Below are 16,624 nucleotides of genomic sequence, written 5' to 3'. Positions count from 1 at the left end.
AGAGTTTGCCGGGCAAGGGGTGCCTGCCCGAAATAAGGCTCCCAAGGTACAAAAGAAACAGCCAGCAAGTGAAAAGCCTTGGCCCGATTCGGGGGTGTTTTGCGGGAAACACCCCTGAATCGGGCCAAGGCTTGGTAAAAAGGAAGTGGGAAAGGTTAGTTGGCCGAGGCGTTCTCGCGCAGGTAGCCTTTCCGGAATACCCGGTACTGGTCAAAGATGGTCCTTACGGCCCGGTTGAGGTACGCGGTGTTTTCAGTGTTGGGGTCTGAGAGCACCCCAGACGTGTAGCCTTGCCATACTGCGTTCTGCTTTTTGTGGTCCAGCAGGGTGACCAGCAGGGTGCCCTGGCTCATGTACATCTTAATGGGCTTGTAGGCCTCGTGCTCTGGGTTGGGCTCCTCATTGTTGACCAACCAGATATCAAACTCTTCCTGCTCATAGCCCTTCATGTTCAGGTCATTGTAGTAGAGGTAGTAGCTGACCAGCAGATCGGGCTTCTTGTCGCTGAACTGGTATCCCTGTATCTCCAGCCGTTCTTTGATGTACTTCTTGAGCACCTCGTAGTTGCGCAGGGTGAGGCTATCTTCCTCAGAGGCGTGGGTAATGAAATTAAAGGTTTTGTACTTGTGGAAAGCCCCCGAATAACTATAGTCAGATCCAAACTTTCGGTGCCCAAACCCCAGGCAGCCGCTTAATGCCACCGCCAACATCAAAATAACAAACTTGGAAAAGAGGTAGTTGTTTTTCATGGCTCAATCTCTCTAATTTAATGAACTGGTGTTCCGCTACTTACGAGACTTGGAGGCGAAGTGGTTGGAAAAAATTATAAGAAAATTGAAATACCCTTATTAGAATATCAATATAGCTATTGTATAAGAAAACACCAAATTATTTACATAATATTCTGCCTGCCCTGGATGTCAGATAGGTTTATGCGGCCAACGGCCGAGCGGCGAGGGGGAAAGGGAAGTGGTTAGTACCTTTTGAGGGAGGAAAGTACGGCCGAAAGGGCATAAAAAAAGCGGGATGGTACATCCCGCTTTCTACTGTATGATAAGGTAAGATCCGCTTATTTGTCTAAGACAATGGCGAAGATAAGTGGTGCCACAATGGTAGCGTCTGACTCGATCACGAACTTAGGCGTGTCGATGCCCAGTTTGCCCCAGGTGATTTTCTCATTAGGCACCGCGCCAGAGTAAGAACCGTAGCTGGTGGTAGAGTCAGAGATCTGCGCGAAGTAGCCCCACAACGGAACTCCGGTACGCTGCAGGTCCTGGTGCAGCATAGGCACCACGCAGATGGGGAAGTCACCGGCAATACCGCCGCCAATCTGGAAGAAACCAATGGTAGACTCTTCCTTGGCGGTGTTGGTGTACCACTCGGCCAGCTCCATCATGTACTGGATACCGGTTTTCACAGTGTGCACGTTCTTCACGTCGCCGGAGATCACGTGGCCGGTGTAGATGTTGCCCAGGGTAGAATCTTCCCAGCCCGGCACGAAGATGGGCAGGTTTTTCTTGGCCGCTTCCAGCATCCAGCTGTTTTTTGGGTCAATTTGGTAATACTGCTCCAAATCGCCGGATAACAGAATCTGGTAGAAGAACTGGTGCGGGAAGTACGCTTCACCGGCCTGGTCAGCTTTCTGCCAGTATTTTAATACGGTGTGCTCCAGGCGGCGCATGGCCTCCTCTTCCGGAATACAGGTATCAGTTACGCGGTTCAGGTGACGGTCCAGCAGGGCTTGCTCGTCCTGCGGGGTCAGGTCGCGGTAGTTGGGGATGCGCTCGTAGAAATCGTGGGCCACCAGGTTGAAGATGTCTTCCTCCAGGTTGGCACCGGTACAGGTAATGGCCTGCACTTTGTCCTGACGGATCATTTCGGCTAAAATGATTCCCAGTTCGGCGGTACTCATGGCACCGGCCAGGGTGATCATCATTTTACCACCGTTGTCCAGGTGCGCTTTGTAGGCATCGGCGGCATCAATTAACGCAGCAGCGTTGAAGTGCTTGTAATGGTCTTTCAGGAACTGAGTTACCTTCATTCTGTTCTTTGATGTTTAAAAAAAGCTTGAAATAAAGCAATTTAAACCTTTGCAGGGCGTTTAGTTTCCCATTTTCTGAGGTTCAAAATGCAAACAGAGATACTCCCGGCTTAGTTCGGTTTCTCAATAATGAAATTATGATTTGTGTAGATACAGATATCGGCGGCAATGGTGAGGGCCTCGCGCACCATCTCCTCGGCAGTGAGGTGCGGAGCGTGCTTCTTCAGGGCCAGCGCGGCCGACTGGGCGTAGGTGCTGCCCGAGCCGATGGCGGCAATCTGGTGGTCGGGTTCCAGCACGTCGCCGGTGCCCGAGATGATGAGCAGTTCCTCTTTGTTGGCTACCACCATCATGGCCTCCAGCTTGCGCAGATACTGGTCTTTGCGCCAGTCTTTGGCCAGCTCAATGGCCGCGCGCTTCATGTTGTTGCTGTAGGCGGCCAGTTTCTCCTCAAAGCGCTCCAGCAGGGTAAAGGCATCGGCGGTGGAGCCCGCGAAGCCGGTCACAATCTTGCCGTCCTGCAGTTTCCGGATTTTCCGCACGTTGCTCTTGGCAATGTATTTATCCATGGTGGCCTGGCCATCGGCCCCCAAGGCCACCTCACCGTTGTGGTACACGCCCAGCACGGTGGTAGAACGTATTTTAGTCATGCTCAATCAAGTTAAGGCACAGAGCCGGTCTGGTCTGCGGGCACGAAAGTACGACAATCTTTGCTAATACCCGAACCTGGCTCCCCAAACCAGGCCGGGCCCAGTGACCGGAGGCTCCGGGCAGGAGCGTTTTACTGATTGCAGGGCCGGAAGGTAGTACCAGTTAAAAACCCATCTGCCTAAGAAATTTTGGGGCTGTTTCTGCGCTATTCTGCGGAAAACAGCCCCAAAACGGCCAAAAACTTTTATAAAAAATTAATTAAGTATAGATTTTGACTAATAGTTAGTCTTCCTACCTTTGCAGGCTCCATACTTAACCTAAACCCCACATCATCCAGAACTATGATTAGGCTTAACCTATTGGAGGAGACCCGTTACGAGAAGCTCCCGGTAACCGTTTACCCCGACAAGAACGAAGCTTCCAGGACCGTGGCGCGCCGCATCGCGGAGCTCATCAGAAGCAAACAGCAGGCAGGCGAGAAAACGGTGCTGGGCCTGGCTACCGGTGCCACCCCGGTGGGCGTTTACTCTGAGCTGGTGCGCCTGCACCGCGAGGAGGGGCTGAGCTTTAGGGACGTGATCACCTTCAACCTGGATGAGTACTACCCCATGCAGCCCGAGGCGCCCCAAAGCTACGTGCGCTTCATGGACGAGCAGCTGTTCAACCACATTGACATTGACCGCGCCAACATCAACATCCCGGACGGGACGCTTGCATTGGAGGAGATCCCGGCGTTCTGCCTGGCCTACGAGCGCAAAATAGAGGCGCTGGGCGGCATAGACCTGCAGGTGCTGGGCATCGGCCGTACGGGCCACATCGGTTTCAACGAGCCTGGCTCGGCGCCCAACTCCGGTACCCGCCTGGTCACCCTGGACGATTTGACCCGCCGCGACGCCGCCCGCGACTTCGGGGGCAAGGAGAACGTGCCCACCAAGGCCATCACCATGGGCATCGGGACCATCTTCAAGGCCCGCGAGATCGTGCTCATGGCCTGGAACGGCAAGAAGGCGCCCATCATCAAGAAAGCGGTGGAGGGGGAAATCTCCGGCGAGGTGCCCGCCACCTACCTGCAGCTCTCCGACAACGTGGAGTTCGTGCTGGACCAGGACGCCGCGGCCGAGCTGACCCGTTTCGACACGCCCTGGCTGGTGAAAGACTGCGTGTGGGACGCGGCCCTTACCCGCAAGGCGGTCATCTGGCTCTCGGGCAAGGTGAACAAGCCCATCCTCAAGCTGACCGAGGATGACTACAACGCTCACGGCATGGCGCAGCTGGCCGTGGACCGCGGGCCGGTCTACAACATCAACATTGACATCTTCAACCGTCTGCAGCACACCATCACCGGCTGGCCCGGCGGCAAACCCAACTCAGACGATACTGACCGACCAGAGCGCGCCCTGCCCGCGCAGAAACGCGCCCTGATCTTCTCGCCGCACCCCGACGACGACGTGATCTCGATGGGGGGCACGTTCATCCGCCTGGTGGACCAGGGGCACGAGGTGCACGTGGCCTACCAGACCTCGGGCAACACGGCCGTGTGGGACGACGACGTGCTGCGCTACGTGGAGTTCGCCATCGACTTTAGCAAGAGCATTGGGCAGGACGGGCAGCAGCTCACCGCTATCTACGAGGGCATGCGCACCTTCATTGAACAGAAGCAGCCCAACCAGGTGGACACCCGCGAGATCCAGAACGTGAAGGCCTTCATCCGCAAGAGCGAGGCCATCGCCGGGGCGCGCTACGCCGGCCTGCCCGACGAGAACATCCACTTCCAGGCGCTGCCCTTCTACGAAAGCGGCAAGACCAACAAGAACCCCGTCACTGACGAGGACATCCGCCTCACCATGGAACTGCTGCAGCGCGTGAAGCCGCACCAGGTGTTCGCGGCCGGGGACTTCGAGGACCCGCACGGCACCCACATTGTGTGCTTCAACATTATCGTGGAGGCACTGCGGAGGCTGAAGGCCGCCGGAGAGGACTGGGTGATGGGCTGCTGGCTGTGGATGTACCGCGGCGCCTGGCACGAGTTCGCGACCCACGAGATAGAGATGGCCGTGCCGCTGTCTCCGCAGGAGGTGGAGCGCAAGAAGATGGCCATCTTCAAGCACCAGAGCCAGAAGGACCGCCCCGTGTTCCCCGGCGACGACGAGCGCGAGTTCTGGGTGCGCGCCCAGGAGCGCAACCGCGAGACCGCCCGCCGCTACGACCGCCTGGGCCTCGCCGACTACGAAGCCATGGAAGCCTTCGTACGTTTCAGATACTAAGCTTTCTTTATTACCCCATCCGCAAGGCCGTTCCAGGAAACTGGAACGGCCTTGTTGTTTTACCCCTTGTGGTATTGTCGGAACTCCGTTTTTTGCCTGTATTCTGATAAACGGGTTGAAAAGAAGGTACTTGGCTTCGGTACATCACATACAAAAAATAGGCTTGTTTCAGTAGGGTTGAGTGGTAAGAAGTGGAAGTGATGCTGAAGCACTTGGACAGTTGGCAGAAGTTCGGCAATGCGTGCGGACACGAGCGGGACGCTCGCGCCAGCGGATTTGTTGTGCTTGGATTTCTGTTGATGTATTCGTCTTACGGCAGTTGCGAACAGCCCTCATGATAGGTCCAAGTCATAGACTTGAACCATAGTCTATTGCTTGAACCATACTATATTGAAATATGCGCCATAGAGGGATAACTTGAAAAAATCAGCACTGAAGGCACGAGCTGCAAGCTCGCGCCAGCGTCCGGCAAGGTGGATCATGGCAGTTGCAAACTGCCAGTCATGGTTGGTCCAAGTCACAGACTTGAACCATGTGTACCTATCTTGAAAGGGAAGGAAGGAACGGACGGATGCCTGTACTAAGCCCCGAACTATGGACCCCGAACTATGGCGCGGATTTACTTCCGTGCCTTTAGAATGTAAGTCACAGAAGTAAATCCGCGCCATAGAGAACAATGTAGGGGGCAATTACAGAAGGATTAGCAACTCGGTTGCTATGCAAGTCCACAGTTGGAAGATCCTGATTCCAGTCTTTGGCTCGAGCGCCTCGCTTGTGGCCCTTGAATGACAGAAGCTAAGCATAAACTACAGAGGTGGGCCGCAAGGGCAGTGCGAGGGGCAAAGACGGGGCCCCGCGGCCGTGAGCGCACTAAGTAAACTATGAAACAACCTAGCCTATAAGTCCATAGGTAAGCCGCAGCTACGCCAGCAAAAAGCCAAAACATAAATAGTAGTATGAGTACAGGAAAACGGCACCACGCCAGCGCCTCCACAAAAAAACAAAGGGCCGATGAACTCAATCATCGGCCCTTGTAAACTCTTATAGGAAAAAATTACACTAAGATTCTCACTGGATCTTCCAGGAAGCCTTTCAAGGTCTGCAGGAAGGCAGAACCTACGGCTCCGTCTACCACGCGGTGGTCACAGGACAAGGTCACTTTCATTACGTTGCCGATCTGGATTTGTCCGTTCTTCACCACTGGAGTTTGCTTGATACCGCCTACGGCCAGGATACACGCATCTGGTGGGTTGATGATAGCGGTGAATTCTTCAATCCCGAACATGCCGAGGTTAGAGATGGTGAAGGTATTACCGGTCATCTCGGCGGGCTGCAGTTTCTTGGACTTGGCTTTTCCGCCCAGGTCTTTCACTTCAGAGGCAATGGCAGAAAGCGTTTTCTGGTCGGCGTTGCGCACCACGGGCACCAACAGACCTTCTTCCACGGCTACGGCCACGCCAATGTTCACCACGTTGTTGTACCGGATCTTGTCGCCTAACCAGGAAGAGTTCACGGCAGGGTGCTTGCGCAGGGCAGCGGCGGTGGCCTTGATCACCAGGTCATTGAACGATACCTTCACCGGAGACACCTCGTTGATGCTGGTGCGGGCTTTCATGGCGTTGTCCATGTCAATCTCCATGGTGAGGTAGAAGTGCGGCGCGCCAAACTTGCTTTCGGCCAGACGGCGGGCAATCACCTTGCGCATCTGCGACACGTTCACCTCGGTGTACTCTACGCCCGGAGCAGCCGGAGCGGCAGCCTGCGGAGCGGGAGCGGCTTGTGGTTGGGCTTGCGGCGCGGCGGCAGTTGGCGTGAAGTTCTCCACGTCACGCAGCACAATACGGCCGTTCTCGCCGGAGCCTTTCACCTGGGACAGGCTGATGCCTTTTTCCTGGGCTACTTTCTTGGCCAGCGGAGAAGCCAGGATGCGGCCTTGGTTCTCAGCGGCAGCGGCCTGCGTGCCTGCGCCTGGTACCGGACCACCGGCAGTTGGGTTCACGCCGTCGCCCGACTGCGACTGGGTATCGGTTTTATGGTTCTCGGCGCGGGTAACCTCTTCAATGGAGCCACTCAGCACATCCGGGCCTTTGTCTTGGGCTTGGGCTTTGCTTCCGCCACCGCCGTTTAACAGGGCCTGGTAGTCGGCACCGGCTTCGCCGATGATGCAGAGTACGCCGTCCACGGCCACAGAAGCACCGGCTTCCACGCCTATATATAAAAGAGTACCGTCTTCGTAAGACTCCAACTCCATGGTGGCTTTGTCGGTCTCCACTTCGGCCAGCAGGTCACCGGATTTCACTTTGTCGCCCACCTTTTTGTGCCAGGCCACAATGGTGCCTTCCTGCATGGTGTCGCTCATCTTAGGCATGCGAACAATCTCAGCGTTCACGTTGGCGGCAGCGGCTGGTTGGGCGGCAGGGGCAGATTCAGTTTTAGGGGCTTCCTTGGGCGCTTCGGCTTTGGGAGCTTCCTGGGCAGGGGCAGCAGCGCCGCCGTTTACCTGGCCCAGCAGGCCAGTAATATCTTCGCCTTGTTTCCCGATGATGGCCAACACGCCATCTACGGGTACAGATTCACCATCTTTCGGGCCGATGTACAGTAACGTCCCGTCTTCGTAAGACTCCAATTCCATGGTTGCCTTGTCGGTTTCCACTTCAGCTAGAACGTCCCCAGATTTCACAGAGTCACCAACTTTCTTCAACCAAGAGGCAATGACCCCCTCGGTCATAGTATCGCTCATCTTGGGCATTCGGATGATTTCGGCCATAGTTTTTTGCTCGGTTTTAAGGCCTCAAAAATAGAGGCAAAAATGCTGTAATACAAATAAGGTTTTAAGAGATTCTGTGGCCCTTTTTAGCGGGTTTCTAAAAAAATTGGCCTAAAACAGGAATCTTGGTTTTATTCTCAGGTAAGATGTGACACATCGGCAAAACGCTCTACCCAGAACATGGAGCCGGTGTAGTGCAGCAGGTACAGGCAAAGGTTCTGGTGCTCAAACCTATCCATCTGGTGCAGGGGGTAATGCAGCAGTTGCGCCAGCAGCACCCGCATGGCCCGGCCGTGCATGCACACCAAAATTGTCTTTTCCTCAGGGCGGGAGAGGATGAGGTCTATGACGGGTTTTTGGCGGTTGGCCACGTCCTGGGGGCTTTCGCCGCCTTCTATAGGTACGTCGGTTTCGCCCTCCTGCCAGCGCCGGAGCATGTCATAGTAGTAGGCGTCTTCCTCGGGGGTAATGCGGGTGCCCTCCCGTGCGCCCCAGCAGATCTCGTTCAGGCCCGCGTGCCGCTCGTGCGGGATACCCCGGTCAATAAAGCCCTGCACGCTCTGCACACTGCGCTGCAGGGCCGAGGTATAGACCTTGTCAAACGGAACGTCCTGGTAGGCCTGGAAGAATTTATCGGCCTGCCAGAGGCCGGTTTCATTGAGGGAGCTGTCCACGCCGCTTCCCTGCACAATCCCCTGCAGGTTGAGGTCGGTCTGGCCGTGGCGGACGAGGTAGATTTTTTTGAGGCTCAATTTTACGCTAATTTGCAGGCCCTAAGATAGGCCATAAATACGAGAACTACGGATGAAAAGACGCGCAGATGTGACGCTGGAGCAACTCAATAGCTGGAACAAGAACACCATGGGCGAGCACCTGGGCATGGAGTACACCCAGATTGGCGACGATTTCCTGGTGGGCCGCATGCCGGTAGACCACCGCACGCACCAACCCATGGGCCTGCTGCACGGCGGCGCTTCGGTGGCCCTGGCCGAGACCCTGGGAAGCGTGGGGGCCACCCTGTTCCTGGACCTGGAGAAGCAGTATTGCGTGGGCCTGGAGATCAACGCCAACCACATCAAGAGCGTGCGCAGCGGGTACGTGTACGGCAAGGCCACCGCGTTGCACGTGGGCCGCAAGACCCAAGTCTGGGAAATCCGTATTACCTCAGAAGCCGGTGAGCTGGTGTGCATCAGCCGCATCACCATGGCCGTTTTGGATAGATAACCTGTACATGTCCCTCGCAACCCCTTCCTCCATAGCATCCCTTTCTGTTGCCTCCGCGCCGGAGGAAACAGCTTTCAAGATTTTCAGGGCGGCCCTGGCTACCCAACTGCCCGTGGCGCTGTGGCGGTTGCCCCACACCAGTGAGGTGCAGGTGGTAGTAGCCGCGCAGGTGACCCATGCCGTGCCGCCCCTGGAAGGCCCCAAGCAGGGCTTTGCCTTCTGCCCCTTCCAGGCCTCAGAGGCAGCTCCCGGCACCTTCCTGCCCGCCGACCTGTACTACAGCGGAAAGGCCGGAGCTTCTCTGGAGTTGGGGGAGCGGGAACTGCCCGCCCGTTTCTGGGCCAATTTACAGGAAACAGCCCCTAAACGCCCACCAGAACTGCCCTGGCCCACGCACCCCGCCGGGCCGGTGAAAGCCATTGCCCGCGACGCCTTTGAACAGACGGTGGCCCACGCGGTGAAAGCCATGCAGGCAGGCTGCCTGGAGAAAGTGGTGCTGTCCCGTACCAAGACCCTGCCCTTGTTTGAGGGCTTCGGGTTGCTCAAGGCGTTTACCCAGCTCACCCAACTGTACCCCACCGCCTATGTTTCCTTGGTGGCCATTCCGGGCCTGGGCACCTGGCTGGGCGCGTCGCCCGAGTTGCTGGTGCAGATTGACCGGCACAAGGTGTTCCGCACGGTGGCGCTGGCCGGCACCCAACCCGTGACCGACGGCCTTACGCCCGCCGATGCCATCTGGCGGCAGAAGGAGATTGAGGAGCAGGCCCTGGTTCAGCGCTATATTGTGAGTTGCTTCCGGCACCTGCGCCTGCGGGAGTACGTGGAGATGGGCCCCCGCACCGTGATGGCCGGCAACCTGCTGCACCTCAAAACCGACTTCTCCGCCGCCATGGACGAAGTGGGCTTCCCCAAGCTGGGCACCCAGATGCTGGAGTTGCTGCACCCTACCTCGGCGGTAGGAGGGATGCCCAAGGCCGATGCCCTGAAAATGATCCACCAGCTGGAGCTGCATGACCGGCGGTACTACAGCGGTTTTCTGGGGCCGGTGCAACTGGGGCAGGAGACCAACCTGTTCGTGAACCTGCGCTGCGTGGAACTGGGGCAGGACACGGTCACCGCCTACGCCGGAGCCGGCATGACCGCCGACTCGGTGCCCGCCAAGGAGTGGCAGGAAACCGAGCTCAAGATGCAGACCGTGCTCCGCTTATTTCAAGCTTCCCAATCATGATTCTACAAGCCGTTATTGATATCGCTGAGATCTGTGCCCGCAAAGGAGTGCAGGATATAATACTGTCGCCGGGTTCCAGGTGCGCGCCCCTGACCCTGGCCTTTGCCCGCCATCCGCAACTGCGGGTGCGCACCGTGCCCGACGAGCGCAGCGCCGCCTTCATTGGCCTGGGCATTGCGCAGCAGACGGGTAGGCCGGTGGTGCTGGTGTGTACCTCCGGCACGGCCGCCTATAACTACGCCCCGGCCGTGGCCGAAGCCTTCTACCAGAACATTCCGCTGCTGGTACTCACCGCCGATAGACCCCCCGAGTGGATCGACCAACTGGACGGACAAACCATCCGGCAGTCGCGCATCTACGGCGGGCACGTGAAAAGGAGCTTTGACTTTCCGGTAGACACTAAACATGATGATGCCCAGTGGTATGCTGCGCGGCAGTTAAACGAAGCCTTGAATGAGGTGATGGCGTTTCCGGAGGGGCCGGTGCACGTGAACATCCCTTTGCGGGAGCCTTTCTACCCAGAGCCGGGCGAGGAGTTTGCGTATTCCCCTAACGTAAAGATCATAGAAGAGTTACCTTCTGCCTTTGGTTTGACCGATAAAGCCTGGGAACACCTCAAAAACGAGCTTCGGCGGTACAAAAGAGTGCTGGTAGTGGCCGGTCAGGGCAAGCGGGAGGAAGCGCTGCACAAGGAGATTGTGCGGTTTTGCCAGGCCACCGGCGCCGTGTTCGTCACCGACGCCATCAGCAACCAGCAAAAGGAGGGGGAAACCATCAATTTCCATGATGTGTTCCTGGGCGCCAAGTCCCTGCACGCTGCTGAAGGGATTAAACCCGATTTGGTGATCACCTTTCATAAATCACTGATTTCTAAAAACCTAAAGCTGTTCCTGAGGAAGCAGCAGGGCATGTGCCATTGGCACGTGCAGCCCGCCGGCCCCGTCGCCGACACCTTTCAGGCCCTCACCCGCATTATCCGGACGACTCCCCTGGATTTCTTCGCGCCCTTGGCTACCCAGGAGCATGGGCTGGCAGTGGCCCCCGGCTTTACCCACGCCTGGCACCGGCTGGAAGCCCAGGGGAAACTGATTTTGGAGAGTTTTCAGGAAAACAGCCCTTTTTCAGAGTTCAAGGTGTGCCACAGGGTCATGCGCAGCCTGCCGGCCCACAGCCTGCTGCACCTGGCCAACAGCATGAGCGTGCGGTACGCCAACCTGATTGGGGTAGCCGGGGCAGAAGGGGTGGAGGTGTTCGCCAACCGGGGCACCAGCGGCATTGACGGCAGCACCAGCACGGCGGTGGGCGCCGCGCTGTCTACCTCCAGGTTGGTGGTCCTGATTACCGGCGACATGGCCTTCCTCTACGACCGGAACGCGCTCTGGCACAACTACCTGCCCCAGAACCTGCGGGTGGTGGTGCTCAACAACCACGGGGGCGGCATTTTCCGGATGATTGAAGGGCCCCGCAACCAACCCGAGCTGGAACCTTTCTTTGAGACCGAGCAGCGCCAAACCGCCCAAAAGACCGCCGAGCAGATGGGTTTCCGGTACTTGAGCGCTACGGATGAGGCTTCGCTGGATTGCCTGCTCCCGGGCTTTTTTGATCCCTCGGCCGGGCCGCAATTGCTGGAAGTGGAGACCCACAGCGCCCGGAACTACGCCGTTTTTTCCGCTTACCGCGAACAAGTGGCCCAAAACATACAGCTATAGCAGAAAAAGGCTAAATTTTAGGAAACTTTTAACGCCTGCTCCATTGACAAAGCCTTAAAATAAAGCGTAATTGCTTGAGGAGGCGCAACTTATAAACTGCGTTACAGTCATGGAGTTTACCAGAGAAGTAGAGAAATGGCATCATAAGCATAGGGTAGTGCTTTATGATTATGGGAGAATCGCCTTAGGATGCTTTCTTGTGTTCAAAGGGGCGCAGTTTCTGTTCAACATCACGGCGTTGGAGCAGATCCTGCTGGAAAGTAAACTTTACTCCATCGCCACTTTCCTGGCGTACGTGATCATTGCCATCCACCTGATTGGGGGCGTTATGATCGCAGTAGGGTGGCACACCAGGTTTGCCTGCGCGGTGCAGATCCCCATTGTCATGTGTGCGGTTTTGTTCTTCAGCCCCGGGCATGATCTGTTTTCCATTTACTCCCCATTCGCTGTGGCTCTTTACACCCTTATCTTCCTGACCCTGTATTTTGTGGGTGGCTCAGGGTACTACTCCGTTGACCATAAAAATATGAAGGCCAGAAAACATGCCATGAAAGAACAGGCCAAGGCCCGACTGCAACCCAACAGACCCCAAACTACCACTGACAGAGAATTACAGGAACTATAAGCCACCAGCCGGCGCTGCCTCAGCAAAGGGCGGCTCTGCCAAGCTACAAGGTCTGAATCCTATTGATCCCATGTGCTTCAGGCATTTCTGAAAGAGATTTACTAGCTGCCAGGTAACACCAGAACGCAGCGAACCACAATGCCCGCTAACCAGGCGCCTGCTGCCCTTGGTTAGCGGGCATTGTGGTTTTAGGCAAGTGGTAATCCGGATATTCCTGTGCTCTCATCCCTCGCTCGCCTCAGGCGAGTGTGAGCTATGGGGCGGCCTCTGGCCACGTTGGGGTAGACTTTGGCAATGCTTGAGCTTCCGTTTCAGGCCTCTTTTCTCAAAAACAAGCCAAAATGTGATACCGCCACGCGGCCAGAGGTCGCCTAATTTCTCACACGCGTCCGAGAGGCGAGCGAGGAATAAGGTGGGAGCTGGCTACCTGCGACTACTAAATGCTTTCTATCTTTTAAGCCATTCTTGTAAATACCGGTATGGTTTAGAGGAGCTCAGCTACGAGACCAACTAAAAATAGTCTTGCAGTTTGTTTATAAAATCTTGGTATTCAACGTATAAATACTTGGAGGCGCTATTGTTAAAGGCGTTAAAAAAAATGCAGTGGGTACAGCAAGTTGACAAGTGGCAACGCAAGCACCACCCCATGGTGTATGACATTGGCAGGGCTGTGTTGGGGCTGTTCATTTTCTACAAAGGCGTCACCTTTATCTCCGACACCTCGGGGCTGGCGCAGATCTTGGAGAACAGCCAGTTCCAGTTTGTGGCGTTGGGTTTGGCCCATTATGTGGCCTTTGCGCACCTGGTGGGCGGCCCCTTAATTGCCATGGGGCTGATTACCCGGGTAGCCATTGGTTTTCAGCTACCTATCCTGTTTGGGGCGGTGTTTTTCTTTAACCAGGACCAGGGCTTTTTCTCGGTTAATCCACAGTTTGGGATCTCGCTGGTGACCCTCCTTGCCCTGATCGTGTACTTTATAGGCGGGCCGGGTTACTATTCGGTGGACCACAAGTTCAGGAAAGTAGAAAAGCAGGAAAAACGGCAGCGGCGCAAAAGGCTGGAGGCGTTGCATTGAGGAAACCATCCCTTAAGACCGAATTCTGCGTATACCTTTGCATTATCCTGCATGGGCACTGTACCTTTATGCCCACAATGTTTTAACCAAAACCAAGGTTCATGCAAAGCAAATTCAACTGGACTACACTTAAAGAATACCAAGAGATACTGTTTCAATTCTACAACGGCATTGCCAAGATCAGCATCAACCGCCCGCACGTGCACAACGCCTTCACGCCCCGCACCGTGGCCGAGATGATTGATGCCATGAACATTTGCCGCGACAACGCAGACATTGGGGTGATCATCTTCACCGGCGAGGGCGGCAAGGCTTTCTGCTCGGGCGGTGACCAGAGCGTGCGGGGCCACGGCGGTTACATCGGCGAAGACACCGTGCCGCGCCTGAACGTGCTGGACCTGCAGATGCAGATCCGCCGCATTCCCAAGCCGGTAATTGCCATGGTGGCCGGCTGGGCCATTGGCGGCGGGCACGTGCTGCACGTGGTCTGCGATCTTTCCATTGCCGCCGAGAATGCCCGCTTCGGCCAGACCGGACCTAAGGTTGGATCGTTTGACGGAGGCTTCGGGGCGTCTTACCTGGCCCGCATTGTGGGGCAGAAAAAAGCCCGCGAAATCTGGTACCTGTGTGACCAGTACAATGCCCAGGAAGCCCTGGACATGGGCCTGGTGAACAAAGTGGTGCCGCTGGAACAACTGGAGGAAACCACCGTGGAGTGGTGCCAGAAAATTCTGGAGAAAAGCCCGCTGGCCCTGCGCATGCTCAAAGCCTCGTTCAACGCCGAGCTGGACGGACAGGCCGGGGTGCAGCAACTGGCCGGCGACGCCACCCTGCTCTATTACCTGTCTGACGAAGCCAAAGAAGGCAAGAACGCCTTCCTGGAGAAGCGCAAACCAGACTTCTCTAAGTATCCGAAGTTTCCTTGATGGTAGCAAGTAGCACGTATCAAGTAGCAAGACATAAGTAGTGGTGCTTGGACGTATGACAGTTAATTAGTTAGCGGAGCAGTTCTGAAAATAAACTTCAGGGCTGCTCCGTAACTTTTTTAGGGCCCTCTATAGTAAAGAGAAGGCATTGGTAAGAAGATTGTATCTTACTTTGTTTTATCGTGATACCTGATACGCACTACGTGCTACCCAATCCCATGCCCGACCACCTGCTCCTGAACGGTAAAAAGTTCTTCCTAGATGAAATCCAGCATTACTCCTTCCGGGAAAGCATTCCCATTGACGGGTATGAGGCCAAAACGCTAGAGTTCTGCAAAAACTGGTTACAGGGCGTGCAGGAGTTTCCGGTGCAGACCTCGGGCAGTACCGGCACCCCCAAGCTCATAGAACTGTCCAGGGAAAGGATGGAGGCCAGCGCCAGACGCACCCTGCGCCTTTTCAACCTGCAACCCGAAGACCGCGTGCTGGTGTGCATGAACACCGAGTACATTGCCGGCCTGATGATGCTGGTGCGCGGCCTGGTGGGTAACCTGCACCTGACCATAGTGGAGCCCATCGGCAATCCGCTGGCCAGCGTAGACCCAGACGCCGAGTTTGATTTCATTGCCATGGTGCCCCTGCAACTACAGACCATTCTGGAGCAGACACCGGAGAAAAAGGGCAAGCTGAACCGCATGAAAGCCATTCTGCTGGGCGGGGCCGCGGTGAGCAAGGGCCTGGAAGAAGCCGTGCAGGAGCTGGAGGTGCCCGTGTACCAGAGCTACGGCATGACCGAGACTATTTCGCACGTGGCGGTGCGCCGCCTCAACGGAGCCGAGAAACAAGAGTACTATACCGCGCCGCCCGAGGTGACCCTGGGCCAAGACGAGCGGGGCTGCCTCACCATTGCCGCGGACGTGACGGGCGGCGAAACGCTGGTCACCAACGACCTGGTGGAACTGCTGGGCAATAACTCCTTCCGCTGGCTGGGCCGGGCCGACAACACCATCAACTCGGGAGGAGTGAAGGTGCAGCTGGAGAAGGTAGAGACGGCCTTGGGCGAGGCGCTGGCGGCCCTGGGCATCACACGCCGCTACTTTGCCGCCGCACTGCCCGACGAGTCCCTGGGCGAACGCCTCATCGCCGTGCTGGAAGGCAGCCCCCTCACCGATCTGGAGGAAACCAACCTGAAAGGAAAATTGAGCGAAACGCTCGCTAAATACGAAATCCCCAAGCGGTTCGGGTACTTGCCCCGCCTTCCTGAAACCGCCACCGGCAAGATCAACCGGCGCGCGGGAATGAGCCTGCTGTAAACAGTTAGGGCCTGTTTCTTCAAAAACAGGCCCTAAACGTTTATAACCTCGGCAAGGGGAGCAGCCGTTTACTTTTTGGCGGGCTTCACCTTGTTGTACTCCACCAGCGCATCGTAGAATTTATCGTCATACACCAGCATCACGGCCTTGTGGTTGTCGCTCAGCATGGATTTGATTACCTCTTTGTCCACCTTCTCCAGGGCGCCGTCGCCTTTCTGCACAAACTTGAGATAGCCCGAGTGCAGGTTAGCCGTAGCGGGCAGGAAACTGTAGCCGTTTACCTTGCCGTGCACCACTTTGAACAGCCAGCAACTATCGGCGGGTTGGCCCAGGGGCGAGGGGTTGCCGTTCATGTCAATCTTGTAGATGGAGCGGGTATCGGTGGGGTAAATGCGTTGCACGCGCCTGGGGTCGGTTTTCTTCAGGGTTTTGTCTTCCAGTTCCAGGTAAGAGCGCTTGCGCTCGTCAAACAGCATTTTGGATTTGACTTCTTTGACCGTGCTGTCCTGCAGCAGCACCATGTACACCGCCTTGGGATTGTACAGGGCGCCGCTGCTTCTGGACATGCTCAGGTAGGTCATCTGCTGCATCTGGCGCATCTGTAGGTCGTGCAGGTTGTGTCGGCTCAGGGCCGCGTTCACGGCGCGCATGTCCTGGGCCTGAAGCGTGGGCGCCAACCCAAACGCAGCCAGGGTGAGAAGGAGTAACGTTTTTTTCATACTTCGAATTTTACAAACCCAAAGATAAACCGATTCCGTGATCCCTGGCACCCTCTTGCCCCAATCTCGGGGGCCTCGTTTT

At 56.3% G+C, this 16,624-nt stretch carries 14 protein-coding genes; 8 read left to right on the top strand and 6 right to left on the bottom strand.

What is annotated here, in order from left to right; translation table 11 throughout:
- Nucleotides 1-155: 155 nt before the first annotated feature.
- The 3 genes from JT718_RS13870 to hslV form a co-directional block, all read right to left on the bottom strand.
- On the bottom strand, nucleotides 156-749 hold the full coding sequence (locus JT718_RS13870; RefSeq protein ID WP_205503309.1) for a DUF4136 domain-containing protein: 594 nt from the start codon (nucleotides 747-749) through the stop codon (nucleotides 156-158).
- A 320-nt stretch (nucleotides 750-1,069) separates the two neighbouring features.
- Entirely contained in the window at nucleotides 1,070-2,041 is a 972-nt protein-coding gene (locus JT718_RS13865; RefSeq protein ID WP_205503308.1) for a deoxyhypusine synthase family protein, read from the bottom strand.
- 110 nt (nucleotides 2,042-2,151) lie between these two features.
- Nucleotides 2,152-2,691 (bottom strand): ATP-dependent protease subunit HslV, encoded by a 540-nt coding sequence (hslV, locus tag JT718_RS13860; protein WP_205503307.1) that lies wholly within the window; start codon nucleotides 2,689-2,691, stop codon nucleotides 2,152-2,154.
- A gap of 342 nt (nucleotides 2,692-3,033) precedes the next feature.
- Here hslV and nagB point away from each other — a divergent pair, with 342 nt between their 5' ends.
- Nucleotides 3,034-4,956 (top strand): glucosamine-6-phosphate deaminase, encoded by a 1,923-nt coding sequence (nagB, locus tag JT718_RS13855; RefSeq protein ID WP_205503306.1) that lies wholly within the window; start codon nucleotides 3,034-3,036, stop codon nucleotides 4,954-4,956.
- A gap of 1,054 nt (nucleotides 4,957-6,010) precedes the next feature.
- Here the strand turns inward: nagB and JT718_RS13850 are convergent.
- Together JT718_RS13850 and JT718_RS13845 are read right to left on the bottom strand one after the other, a co-directional pair.
- Complete coding sequence (locus JT718_RS13850) at nucleotides 6,011-7,723, bottom strand: pyruvate dehydrogenase complex dihydrolipoamide acetyltransferase (RefSeq protein ID WP_205503305.1); 1,713 nt, start codon at nucleotides 7,721-7,723, stop codon at nucleotides 6,011-6,013.
- Nucleotides 7,724-7,860: 137 nt separating this feature from the next.
- Nucleotides 7,861-8,475, bottom strand: coding sequence for a histidine phosphatase family protein (locus JT718_RS13845; RefSeq protein ID WP_205503304.1), 615 nt, complete (start codon nucleotides 8,473-8,475; stop codon nucleotides 7,861-7,863).
- 52 nt (nucleotides 8,476-8,527) lie between these two features.
- Here JT718_RS13845 and JT718_RS13840 point away from each other — a divergent pair, with 52 nt between their 5' ends.
- The 7 genes from JT718_RS13840 (at nucleotide 8,528) to JT718_RS13810 (ending at nucleotide 15,823) form a co-directional block, all read left to right on the top strand.
- Nucleotides 8,528-8,947, top strand: a complete 420-nt coding sequence (locus JT718_RS13840) for a hotdog fold thioesterase (protein ID WP_205503303.1) — start codon at nucleotides 8,528-8,530, stop codon at nucleotides 8,945-8,947.
- Nucleotides 8,948-8,954: 7 nt separating this feature from the next.
- Nucleotides 8,955-10,175, top strand: a complete 1,221-nt coding sequence (locus JT718_RS13835) for a chorismate-binding protein (protein ID WP_205503302.1) — start codon at nucleotides 8,955-8,957, stop codon at nucleotides 10,173-10,175.
- On the top strand, nucleotides 10,172-11,884 hold the full coding sequence (gene menD / locus JT718_RS13830) for a 2-succinyl-5-enolpyruvyl-6-hydroxy-3-cyclohexene-1-carboxylic-acid synthase (protein WP_205503301.1): 1,713 nt from the start codon (nucleotides 10,172-10,174) through the stop codon (nucleotides 11,882-11,884). The genes JT718_RS13835 and menD overlap by 4 nt, the downstream gene beginning before the upstream one ends.
- A 109-nt stretch (nucleotides 11,885-11,993) precedes the next feature.
- Nucleotides 11,994-12,509 (top strand): DoxX family protein, encoded by a 516-nt coding sequence (locus JT718_RS13825; RefSeq protein ID WP_205503300.1) that lies wholly within the window; start codon nucleotides 11,994-11,996, stop codon nucleotides 12,507-12,509.
- A 598-nt stretch (nucleotides 12,510-13,107) separates the two neighbouring features.
- Nucleotides 13,108-13,584, top strand: a complete 477-nt coding sequence (locus JT718_RS13820) for a DoxX family protein (protein ID WP_205503299.1) — start codon at nucleotides 13,108-13,110, stop codon at nucleotides 13,582-13,584.
- A 101-nt stretch (nucleotides 13,585-13,685) separates the two neighbouring features.
- Entirely contained in the window at nucleotides 13,686-14,510 is an 825-nt protein-coding gene (menB, locus tag JT718_RS13815) for a 1,4-dihydroxy-2-naphthoyl-CoA synthase (protein WP_205503298.1), read from the top strand.
- Between the two features lie 182 nt (nucleotides 14,511-14,692).
- Nucleotides 14,693-15,823, top strand: a complete 1,131-nt coding sequence (locus JT718_RS13810) for an AMP-binding protein (RefSeq protein ID WP_317195513.1) — start codon at nucleotides 14,693-14,695, stop codon at nucleotides 15,821-15,823.
- Between the two features lie 68 nt (nucleotides 15,824-15,891).
- Here the strand turns inward: JT718_RS13810 and JT718_RS13805 are convergent, their stop codons facing one another.
- Nucleotides 15,892-16,542, bottom strand: coding sequence for a hypothetical protein (locus tag JT718_RS13805; RefSeq protein ID WP_205503297.1), 651 nt, complete (start codon nucleotides 16,540-16,542; stop codon nucleotides 15,892-15,894).
- Nucleotides 16,543-16,624: the final 82 nt, after the last annotated feature.

Origin of the sequence: Rufibacter psychrotolerans (assembly GCF_016924645.1) — a bacterium.
Taxonomy (GTDB): Bacteria; Bacteroidota; Bacteroidia; order Cytophagales; family Hymenobacteraceae; genus Nibribacter; species Nibribacter psychrotolerans.
This window is presented reverse-complemented; position numbering and strand designations above follow the sequence as displayed.

Excerpts from the sequence above, each read along its gene's own strand:
- JT718_RS13820 (WP_205503299.1), top strand. The coding sequence starts at position 13,108 with ATGCAGTGGGTACAGCAAGTTGACAAGTGGCAACGCAAGCACCACCCC.
- menB (WP_205503298.1), top strand. The coding sequence starts at position 13,686 with ATGCAAAGCAAATTCAACTGGACTACACTTAAAGAATACCAAGAGATA.
- JT718_RS13805 (WP_205503297.1), bottom strand. The coding sequence starts at position 16,542 with ATGAAAAAAACGTTACTCCTTCTCACCCTGGCTGCGTTTGGGTTGGCG.
- menD (WP_205503301.1), top strand. The coding sequence starts at position 10,172 with ATGATTCTACAAGCCGTTATTGATATCGCTGAGATCTGTGCCCGCAAA.
- nagB (WP_205503306.1), top strand. The coding sequence starts at position 3,034 with ATGATTAGGCTTAACCTATTGGAGGAGACCCGTTACGAGAAGCTCCCG.
- JT718_RS13870 (WP_205503309.1), bottom strand. The coding sequence starts at position 749 with ATGAAAAACAACTACCTCTTTTCCAAGTTTGTTATTTTGATGTTGGCG.
- hslV (WP_205503307.1), bottom strand. The coding sequence starts at position 2,691 with ATGACTAAAATACGTTCTACCACCGTGCTGGGCGTGTACCACAACGGT.
- JT718_RS13850 (WP_205503305.1), bottom strand. The coding sequence starts at position 7,723 with ATGGCCGAAATCATCCGAATGCCCAAGATGAGCGATACTATGACCGAG.
- JT718_RS13840 (WP_205503303.1), top strand. The coding sequence starts at position 8,528 with ATGAAAAGACGCGCAGATGTGACGCTGGAGCAACTCAATAGCTGGAAC.
- JT718_RS13825 (WP_205503300.1), top strand. The coding sequence starts at position 11,994 with ATGGAGTTTACCAGAGAAGTAGAGAAATGGCATCATAAGCATAGGGTA.
- JT718_RS13835 (WP_205503302.1), top strand. The coding sequence starts at position 8,955 with ATGTCCCTCGCAACCCCTTCCTCCATAGCATCCCTTTCTGTTGCCTCC.
- JT718_RS13865 (WP_205503308.1), bottom strand. The coding sequence starts at position 2,041 with ATGAAGGTAACTCAGTTCCTGAAAGACCATTACAAGCACTTCAACGCT.